Genomic DNA, 11,713 nt, shown 5'->3' with positions numbered 1-11,713 from the left:
GGCACAGATCGCCACCCGATCATCCGGCTGCACGCCCAGCGCAATCAAATGATGGGCCAGCCGGTTGGCGCGTTGGTTCAATTCACCATAGCTCAGGGTGTGATCTTGGTAGACCACGGCGGTGGCATTGGGGCGTTGTGCCGCCTGAGCCTCAACGAATGAATGGATAAGGGCATCTTGTGGGAAATCCGCTTGAGTGGCGTTGAAGTCCACTAACAGTTGCTGTCGCGCTTTTTCCGGTAAGATGGGCACATCCAGAATGAATTGTTGAGGGTTATGGACTAAGGCATCGACCAGACCCCTGATGGCGGTGTCCAGATACGTGGTGACCTGATCCGGCACGATGCCGGTGACGGTCAGGGCAGTCAGCCGGAAGCCGTCGCCTAAATCATCCACAGAAAGGGTGATAGGATAGTTGGTTCGTTCCTCTGCGGCTAAAACACGGATGCCCGCCCACGTTGTGTCAATCGCCTCAGGTTTTCCGGCCTGACTGTGGCGGTAATTGAGCAGGGCACTGAATAGCGGCACGGGCTGCGCCACGCCGCTGCATCGTTGTGCCAGTGCCAGCGGTGCCTGCTCATGTTCCAGCAAGGTTGTCAGGTTTCGATAGGTATCCTGCACGACGTCCTGCACGCTGCGCCCATTCAGGGCGATCCGCATGGGCAGGGTATTGATGAACATCCCCAATATTTGATTGGCGCCCGCCACACCTTGCAGGCGACCCAACAGTACCGAGCCAAAGACCACATCGTCGCGGCCGCTGGTGTGTGCCAGCACCTGCGCCCAGGCCACATGGAACAGGACACCCGGACTGACTCCCAGACGGCGGGACTGAATCCGGATGGCTTTTGCCAGATCCGGTGCGAGTAACAGACTGGCTTTGGCAACAGATTCATGATCATCCGGCATCGCCCTTGGCATAGTCAGGACACCGAACGGCGCGGTGGGTTCGTCGATATCGGCCAGTTGCCCGCGGAAATAAGTTTCATGGACTGACGCCGGTACCGTCAGGTTTTGGGCGATAAAATTGCGATAGGGCAGCGTGGCGGGGAGTGCCTCAGCATTTCCGTGTAATATCTGGGCAATCTCCGCGAAGACAAATTCCAGTGTCATATGGTCACTGACCAGATGATGGAAACGCAGGGCCAGCAGCCACTCATCCTGTGCCGGGTCATGGGCAATATCCGCAGCAAACAACGGAGCCTGACTCAGATCAAGACGATGCCGGCGCGGATCGGTGTGGGCCAGTAACCGGGTCGGCACCTGATCCGTTGAGGTCGGGGTGAAGAGGTTGATATTCAGCGTTGCCTGACGCCAGACCACTTGAACCGGTCGGGTCAGATCTTGCCAGCAAGCCGCCGTGCGCAGGATATCGTGGCGGTCAATCACCTGCTGCAAGGCGCTCAGGAAAACCTCAAGACGTTCACGGGTGTCGAAAGCGAGCAGGGTTTGCAATAAATAAGCATCCCCCTGTGTCTGCAACAGATGATGGAACAGGATGCCTTCCTGCAAGGGAGCCAGCGGATAGATATCCTGTACATTGCTCACCCCACCGGAAGTATGGGTAATGACAGCATCAATCTCCGCCTGAGACAGAGAAACCAGCGGCAGCATATCCGGGGTGATGGTGGTGGTGCCATCAGGAATGCGGTTAGGTGGCACCACAAAAGCCTTGGCGTCACGCCGGATAACCTGTGCCATATCAGTGAGGATCGGAGCGGCGAACACACTGCGAACCTCGAGTTGCCAGCCAATGTCGCGCAGCTCCTCAATCAGACTGACGATCATCAGCGAATGACCACCGAGTTCAAAGAAATGGTCATGACGACTGACCTGCTCCAGCCCTAATAAATGTTGCCAGATCTGCGCCAGCGCGGTTTCGGCTTCACCCTGCGGGGATTGATAACGGCGTACCACCAGCGCGGACGTATCGGGTGCCGGAAGTGCCTGACGATCGAGTTTGCCGTTAGGGGTCAGGGGGAACTCATCAAGGGTGATAAAGGCACTGGGCAGCATATATTCAGCCAGGTGCCGGGCAAGTTGCTGACGCAGTTCAGCCGGCACCAGTTCAACCCCATCCAGAGGCTTCAGGTAGGCAATCAGGCGTTTCTGACCCAGCGGATCTTGAGAAGAACGCTCTTCACGGGCCAGAACCACCGCTTCACGCACACCGGGGCATTGTCTGAGGTGGTTTTCGATTTCACCCGGTTCAATGCGGAAGCCCCGCAGCTTAACCTGAAAATCATTGCGGCCAAGATACTCGACATTACCGTCCGGGAGCCAGCGGCCGAGGTCGCCGGTCTTGTACAGGCGCGCATCGGGTTCCGGAGAGAACGGATCAATCAGGAAACGTTCTGCGGTCAGTTCAGGATGATTCAGGTAACCCCGGGCAACGCCGGCACCGGCGATATGGATTTCCCCTGTCACGCCAAGGGGCGCGGGCTGACCATATTCATCCAGAATGTAGATCCGGGTATTGGCAATCGGGCAGCCAATGGGGATCGCGCGGGTCATATCGACGGGGGTGGTAATCGCATAAGTTGTGGCAAACGTGGTGGTTTCCGTCGGGCCATAGCCATTGATCAGGTGTAGCGGTTGTGATTCAGACAATTGCACCTGCTGTATTTTCTGCGGATTAAGGATATCGCCGCCGACCAGCAGGTAACGCAATTGACCCAACAGGGGCTTGAGGCTATCGAGGTACTCATTGAACAAGCCAGAGGTCAACCAGAGGGCGGTGACTTGACCCTTGATCAGGGAATCACAGAAACGCTCAGGATCGAGCAGTACGGGTTGTGAAACGATATGCAGGCGTGCGCCATTGAGCAGGGCAGACCACACTTCCCAGGTTGCGGCATCAAAGGAGACATTGGCACAATGGGCAATGCCATCATCCGGGCCGATATCGGCAAAACCGCTATTGATGATAAGACGCAGCACATTGCGGTGCTCGACCATTACGCCTTTGGGCTGACCGGTAGAACCTGAGGTGTAAATCACATAGGCCAGATGGCGTGACGTCAGTCCCTGTGTCCGGGCGTCCGGATTGTCGAATGTCTCAACCGCGTCCTCCTCAAGGAGATTGTCAAGTAAGACGGTCGGCAAGGAACTATTGAGCTTACCCAACCCTTCAGTTTGGGTCAGTAAGGCCACCGGTGCGGAGTCCTCCAGCATATAGGCCAGCCGATCGGCCGGATAAGTGGGATCGAGCGGGACATAAGCGCCACCGGCCTTGAGGATCGCCAGCAAGCCAATCACCATCTCCGGACTGCGCTCGCTACAGATGGCGACCCGATCATCCGGACGCACGCCCAGCGCCATCAAACGATGAGCCAAATGATTAGCCCGGCGGTTGAGTTCGCCATAACTTAATGAATGGCTTAATGAATGGTTTAATGAATAGCTTAATGACGGCTCTTCAAACACCACGGCCGTGGCATCGGGGTGATGTTTCGCCTGCTCTTCAAACCGTTGATGAATCAACGCATCCTGCGGGAAGTCAGCCTGAGTGGCGTTGAAGTCCACCAATAGCTGTTGCCGTTCTGACTCCGGCAACATCGGCAGCGTGGCAATGGCTTGCGTTTCATCTGTTGCCATCGCTGTCAGTACATTGGTCAAATAACCGACCATGCGCTCAACGGTTGTGGCGTCGAACAGGGCGGTCGCATAGGTCAGTTCACCGATCAAGCCGGCCTCGGTTTCAGCCAGTGACAAGGTTAAATCAAAATGGGCGCTATTGTAGGCTTGTTCAACGGGCGTGAACTGCAAATGGGGTAACGCCGGTTCTTGGGCGGGGGTGTTGTTTAACGCCAGCATCACTTGGAAAATCGGGCTGTAGCTGAGATTGCGTTCGGGCTGTAGTCTTTCCACCACCTGTTCAAAGGGCAGATCCTGATGGGCATAGGCGGCCAACGCCCGTTCCCGGATCTGGGTGAGCAGATCAGCAACACAGGGGGCATCGCTCAGCGAGACGCGCAGGGCCAGCGTGTTGACGAAGAAACCGATTAATCCCTCCAGTTCGTGATGGGGGCGGTTGGCGACCGGTGTCCCGATCACCAGATCATCCTGACCACTGAGCCGGGCAAGTACGATGCTCCAGGCACTCAGCAGGGTCATAAACAGGGTGGCATTATGGCGCTGCCCCAATCCCTTGAGTGAGGCCAATAAGCCGTTATCAAAATGAACCGGAACCCGGCCACCGACAAAAGTTTGTACCGCCGGACGCGGCCGGTCGGTCGGAAGTCCCAGTAAAGCCGGCGCATTCTCAAGTTGAGCACACCAAAAATCGCGTTGGGCAGTGAGAGAGGCTTCTTGCAGCCAGTCACGCTGCCAGACCGCATAATCGGCGTACTGAATGGGCAGTGGCGGTAAAGGATCTTCATGACCGTCGAGCGCCGCACGGTAGAGGGCGCTCAACTCATGCATCAGTACCCCGATGGACCAGCCATCAGAAATAATATGGTGCTGAGTGAGCAGTAAGACATGCTCTTGGTCTGCCCGTTGCAGCAGGTGACCACGGATCAGGGAGCCTTGGCTAAAGTCAAACGGGGTTTGTGCCTCCAGCGCCATCAGTTCAGCAATCGGGTCGGTGTGGGCTTCCGGCGCTCGCTGGCGCAGATCCTGATAAGACAGGACAAAGCCGATGTCAGCCGGATCAATGTGCTGGCAAGGCTGACCGGCAACCATGACAAAGCGGGTACGCAGGATTTCCTGTCTGGCGACCAGATGGTCAAGTGCGCGGGTCAAGGCATGGCGATTGAGCTGACCGGTGAGGCGCAATGCCACTGGGATATGATAGGCCAGACTGGCAGCCTGATCGAGCTGACTGAGGAACCATAGCCGTTGCTGGGCAAAGGACAAAGGTAACGGCTGACTTCGGTCAGCCACCGGGATCGCTATTTGGCGGGTTGTTGCAGCCTCCGTCAGTGTTTGCGCTAATTCCATTAACAGCGGATGGTTAAAGAGTTGCTGTAGTGACAGCTCCCTTGCCAGATCTTGGCGTACATGCGTCACGAGCTGGATAGCCAGCAGGGAATGGCCGCCCAGTTCAAAGAAGTGATCGTGGCGACCCACCTGCTGCAACCCCAGTAATTGTTGCCAAATCTGAGCCAACGCGATTTCCATCTCACCGACCGGCGCGGCATAGCCGCGAACGACGACCGCCGATAAATCCGGAGCAGGCAGGGCCTGACGGTCAAGTTTGCCGTTCGGGGTCAGCGGGAAAGCCTCAAGCGTGACAAAAGCACTTGGCAGCATAAAGTCGGCAAGATGTTGTGCGAGTTGCCGGCGCAGTTCAGCCGGAATCAATTCAACGCCAGCCTGCGGTTGCAGATACGCCACCAGACGTTTCTGACCCGCCGTGTTTGTCTCATCTTCACGGGCCAATACTACGGCTTCGCGCACACCGTGACATTGCCTCAATCTTGCCTCGATTTCGCCCGGTTCGATGCGGAAGCCACGCAGTTTGACCTGAAAATCATTGCGCCCAAGGTATTCAATATTGCCGTCGGGCAGCCAACGACCGAGGTCGCCGGTTTTGTACATCCGCGCATCCGGCTCCGGGGAGAACGGATCGGTGAGGAAACGTTCTGCGGTCAGTTCGGGGCGATTCAGGTAACCCCGGGCAACGCCGGCACCGGCAATGTAAATTTCGCCGATCACTCCGAGGGGAACCGGTTGACCGCACGGATCGAGAATATAGATCCGGGTATTGGCAATCGGACTACCGATGGGAATAGTGCGGGTCATATCAATGGGGGCGGCAATCGCATAAGTTGCGGCAAACGTGGTGGTTTCCGTCGGGCCATAGCCATTGATCAGGTGTGCGGGTTGTGATTCAGACAATTGCACCTGCTGAATTTTCTGCGGGTCAAGGACATCACCGCCGACCAGCAAGTAGCGCAATTGCCCCAACAGAGGCTTGAGGTGATCGAGATATTCATTGAACAAGCCAGAGGTTAACCAGAGGGCGGTGACCTGCCCCTTGATCAGGGAATCACAGAAACGCACAGGATCGAGCAGTACGGAGGGTGCAACGATATGCAGACGCCCGCCATTGAGCAGGGCAGACCAAATTTCCCACGTCGAGGCGTCAAAAGCGATATTGGCACAATGGGCAATGCCATCATCCGGGCCAATATCGGCAAAACCGCTATTGATGATAAGACGCAGCACATTGCGGTGTTCGACCATCACGCCTTTCGGCTGACCGGTAGAACCTGAGGTGTAAATCACATACGCCAGATGGCGTGATGTCAGGTTCAGTCTCGGTGTCTCCGGATTGTGGCTGGGTTGTGCCGCCAAGAGCGACTCCGGGGCATCAAGCAATACGATCGGTAGCGAGTCGATCGGTATCGCGTCGCCCAGTTTGCCAACGTGGGGGGACTGAGTCAGCAAAGCGACCGGTTCAGCATCTTCAAGCATATACGCCAACCGTTCAGCCGGATAGGTCGGGTCCAGCGGTACATAAGCCCCGCCGGCCTTGAGAATGGCGAGCAGGCCCACGATCAGCGCCGGACTGCGTTCAGCACAGATGACCACCCGATCGTCCGGGCGCACCCCCAGCGCGATTAAATGATGGGCCAAACGATTCGCCCGGCGGTTAAGTTCGCCATAACTTAATGAATGGTTTAATGAATGGTTTAACGAATGGTTTAATAAATAGCTTAATGACGGCTCTTCAAACACCACGGCCGTGGCATCGGGGTGATGTTTCGCCTGCTCTTCGAACCGTTGATGAATCAACGCATCCTGCGGGAAGTCGGCCTGAGTGGCGTTGAAGTTCACCAATAGTTGCTGCCGTTCTGACTCCGGCAGCATCGGCAGACGGGCAAGGAGTTGGGTGGCGTCCGTCGCCATGGCGGACAGTACCCGTTGTAAATAACCGACCATGCGCTCAATGGTTGCAGGATCGAACAAATCAGTGGCATATTCCAGACTCCCCGTCAGACCCGCGGTGGTTTCAGTCAGTGATAACGTCAAATCGAATTGGGTACTCCGGCGGACCTGTTCAACCAGAGAGAGTTGCAGGTCAGGCAACGTGAAGTCTTGGTTCGGGATGTGGTTTAAGACCAGCACCGCCTGAAAGATCGGGCTGTAGCTGAGGCTGCGCTCAGGTTGCAGGGCTTCAACCACTTGTTCGAAAGGCAGATCCTGATGGGCATAGGCGGCCAACGCCCGTTCCCGCACCTGAGCCAGTAAATCCGCGACACTGAGATCCTCATTGAAGCGGACCCGCAAGGCCAGGGTATTGACAAAGAAACCGATCAATCCCTCCAGTTCGCGGTGCGGGCGGTTGGCGACCGGCATACCGATAACAATATCATCCTGACCACTGAGTCGGGCAAGTACGCTACTCCAGCCCGCCAATACCGTCATAAACAGGGTGGTGTTATGGCGTTGTCCCAGCATTTTGAGGGCGCTCAGTAACGTCGCATCCAGATGGAAAGAGACCTGACTGCCGGCATACGTCTGTATTGCCGGGCGTGGCCGATCGGTCGGAAGCGACAATAAAGCCGGTGCCCCGTCAAGCTGGGTATGCCAGAAGTGACGTTGTAACGCCAGCGTATCTTCCGGCAGCCAGTGACGTTGCCAGACGGCATAGTCAGCATACTGAATGGGCAGTGGCGGTAAAGGATCTTCACACCCTTCAAGGGCGGCACGGTAGAACGTGGTCAGTTCGTGCATCAGGACACTGATGGAGCCGCCATCAGTAATAATGTGATGCTGAGTCAGCAGCAACAAGTGTCTGTCATCCGCCAGTTGCAACAGTTGACCCCGGATCAGCGGGCCTTGGCTGAAGTCGAACGGTGTCTGCGCATCGAAGGCGGCAAGTTCAGCAAGATGCTGAGTCTGTGCCTCAGGGGTCAGCGGGCGCAGGTCATGGCAGGACAGAGTAAAACCGGTGTCAGCAGGGTCAATATGTTGGCAGGGTTGGCCTTCGGCCAGCACAAAACGGGTGCGCAGGCTCTCATGACGGGCAACCAGACGATCAAGCGCACAGGTCAGCGCCTGACGGTCGAGTTGACCGCTCAGGCGCAGCGCGACGGGAATATGGTAGGCCAGACTGGCTGCCGGATCGAGCTGTCTCAGGAACCATAGCCGTTGTTGGGCGAAAGACAGCGGCAGTGGCTGGCTGCGGGTTGTGGCAGGAATGACCACTTGGGAGATGGAAGAGGTTCCCGTGAGTGTTTGTGCCATATCAGCCAGAAGCGGTTGCGCGAAAAGTTGTGACAGTGGCAGTTCCCGCGCCAGATTCTGGCGAATGCGTGCAACAAGCTGGATCGCCAGCAAAGAATGACCACCGAGTTCAAAGAAATGGTCATGGCGTCCAACCCGCTCCAGTCCCAGCACGTCCTGCCAGATTTGCGCCAGAATGGTTTCTATTTCGCCGACCGGCGCGGCATAGCCACGAGTGACAACGGCGGCCAGATCGGGTATCGGCAGTGCCTTGCGGTCGAGTTTACCGTTGGGGGTTAATGGAAAGGCGTCAAGCATGACAAAAGCACTGGGCAGCATATAGTCGGCGAGGTGCTTTGTGAGCTGCTGGCGCAGTTCCGCCGGCACCAGTTTTGCCTGTGGTTCGGGAAGCAGGTAGGCAATCAGGCGCTTGTGATCCGCCGAATTTTCACCGGAAGGGTCTTCGTGAACCAATACGACCGCTTCACTCACCCCGTGGCATTGCATCAGTCTCGCCTCGATTTCACCCGGTTCAACCCGGAAGCCGCGCAGCTTGACCTGAAAATCATTGCGGCCAAGGTATTCGAGATTGCCGTCGGGCAGCCAGCGCGCCAGATCGCCGGTTTTGTACAGGCGGGCATCAGGATCAGGGCTGAATGGGTCGGCAATAAAACGCTCTGCGGTCAATTCAGGTAAATTCAGGTAACCGCGAGCCACGCCGAGACCACTGATATGAATTTCACCGATGACACCCATCGGAACCGGCTGATGGTGTCGGTCAAGCAAGTAGATTCGGGTATTGGCGATCGGGCGGCCAATCGTGATTTGAGATTGGGTCTGGGAGAGCGAGTTGTCCGGCTCCGCCAACAGATTGGGGGATGCGGTTGACCAGATGGTGGTTTCGGTCGGTCCGTACAGGTTCCATAAGCCACTGACTTTGTTCCTTAAACGGCGGGCCAGTTCGGACGGTAACGCTTCTCCGCCGCTTAATGCCTTGATGTCGGCGCCGCTCCAGCCGGAATCGAGCAACATTCGCCAGGAAGTGGGGGTCGCCTGAACTATTTTGATGTTATGTAACGAGATCAATTTGACCAATTGCTGCGGATCTTTGGCGGCCAGTGAAGGAGCCAGAACCATGCGGCCACCGCTGAACAGGGGCAAATAGAATTCCAGCCCGGCGATATCAAAGCCAATGGTTGTGGAAGCAAGCAGGGTGTCATCGGCATCCGTTTGCAATATTTCCTGCATAGCCAGCAGCAGGTTCACCACACCCCGATGTTCCACCATAACCCCTTTGGGTAAGCCCGTCGAGCCGGAGGTGTAAAGCACATAGGCCAAATGGCGGGCGGTCAGTCCCAGCCGGTTGGCGTCTACATTATCAGCGGGCTGGCGGGAGATATCCGCCTGAACGTTGGGATTATCCAGAAACCAGATCGGGATTTCGGTGACAGGCTGTTTTTCTTGCAGACCTTTTGCCTGCAAAGCCTGATGGGTCAGCAGGAGCACCGGTTTACTGTCTGACAGGATGTATGCGAGCCGATCAGCCGGATAGTCGGGGTCGAGCGGCACATAAGCGGCACCGGCCTTTAAGATCCCCAACAGGCCAATGACCATATCCGGACCGCGCTCCATGCACAGGGCGATGCGGTCGTCAGGACGGGCACCCGATGCTATCAGATGATGGGCCAGACGATTGGCCCGTTGGTTCAATTCATCATAGGTGAGTGCCGTTTCTGCAAAGATAACGGCGGTGGCATCCGGTGTGCGTTGTACTTGCGCTTCGAACCGTTGATGAATCAGCGCATCCTGCGGAACATCGGTCTGGGTGGCGTTGAAGTCCGCCAATAACTGTTGCTGTTCCGGGGCCGGCAGAATGGATAACGTCTGAATCAACCGTTGTGGGTCATGGGCCAGTGCATCAACCAGACCATGGAGGGCGGTCACCAGATACGCGGTGATGCGTGCCGGATCAATGCGGGTTACGGTCTGGGCGTTGAGGCGGAAACCCACCCCCATATCATCCACCGCTAAGGTGATCGGATAATGGGTCCGCTCCTCCGCCAAGACGATCCGCATACCGGTCTGGAACCTATCCGCCAAGTCAGCCTCACTGAGTTGACTGTGACGGTAATTGAGCAAGGTACTGAACAGTGGCATCGGCTGTGGCACACCGCTGCAACGTTGCGCCAGCGCCAGCGGTGCCTGTTCGTGCTCCACCAGTGTGGTCAGACTGCGATAGGCGGCCTGTACCACCTCCAGCACACTCTGATCGGCAAGGGAGATCCGTATCGGCAGGGTATTGATAAACATCCCCATCGTTCGGGACGTTCCCGCACCGCCCTGCAATCGTCCCAACAGCACCGAACCAAAGACCACATTATCGCCGCCGCTGGTTTGTGCCAGCACCTGCGCCCAGGCGACATGGAACAGGACGCCGGGGCTGACTCCCAGACGGCGCGCCTGAGTGCGGATATGCTGTGCCAGAGCGGGATCGAGCGGGAGACGGCTTTCAACAATAGGCTCGTTGTCATCCTGCAGGGCAAGAAGACCAAAGGGCGCCGTCGGTGTATCAATATCGGCAAGTTGGTCACGGAAATAGGCTTCGTGCACGTCTGCCGGCGCATTCAACGTCCGGGCGATAAAATTGCGGTAGGGCAGTGCTTCGATCGGTTTCTTTTGTATTTGAATATCTTGTGTTTCAACATTTTGTATTTCAACATCTTGTATTTCAACATCTTGTATTTGGGCAATTTCGGTAAAAATCAGCTCCAAAGTGATATGGTCGCAGACCAGATGGTGGAAGCGCAGAACCAGCAGCCATTCATCCTGAACCGGATCGTGGGCGATATCCGTCGCAAACAGCGGGGCACGGTTCAGATCGAGCCGGTTTTTACGTGGGTCAGTATGGGCCAGCAGTTGGGACGGGATATTTTCTGTCGTGTCAGGGACGAAAACATTGACACTCAGCGGTGCCTGACGCCAGACCACCTGAACCGGTTGTACCAGCCCCTGCCAGCAGGCGGCGGTACGCAGGATATCGTGGCGGTCGATGACGTGTTGCAGGCCGGACAGGAACGTATCCAGATGCTCACGGGTGTTGAAAGCCAGCAGGCACTGTAACAGATAGGTATCCCCTTGTGTCTGCCGCAAGTGATGGAACAAGATCCCTTCCTGTAGGGGAGCCAAGGGATAGATATCCTGTACATTGGCGGCCCCGCCGGCGGTTGCCCCAACGATGGCATCAATTTCGCTCTGGGACAGCGCAACCAAAGGCAGCATATCGGGGGTGATGGCCGTGCAGCCGGCGGGAATGCGGTTAGGCGGTACGATAAAGGTACTGATATCTCCCTGAATGGCCTGCGCCATCTCGCTCAGGACAGGGGTAGAAAAGACACTGCGAACCTCCAGTTGCCAGCCAAGGTGGTAGAGTCGTTCAATCAGGCTGACAATCATCAGCGAATGGCCGCCGAGTTCAAAGAAGTGATCATGGCGACCGACCCGATCCAGTCCCAGCAAATCTTGCCAAATCCGGGCG

Annotated in this window: 1 protein-coding gene; it reads right to left on the bottom strand. The window is 56.7% G+C overall.

Annotated features, from left to right (window positions below; genetic code table 11):
- A partial coding sequence (locus Xbed_RS17305) for a non-ribosomal peptide synthetase (protein WP_139837522.1) occupies positions 1–11,713 on the bottom strand: 11,713 nt, incomplete at both ends.

Origin of the sequence: Xenorhabdus beddingii, assembly GCF_002127545.1 — a bacterium.
GTDB classification, from domain to species: Bacteria; Pseudomonadota; Gammaproteobacteria; order Enterobacterales; family Enterobacteriaceae; genus Xenorhabdus; species Xenorhabdus beddingii.
This window is presented reverse-complemented; position numbering and strand designations above follow the sequence as displayed.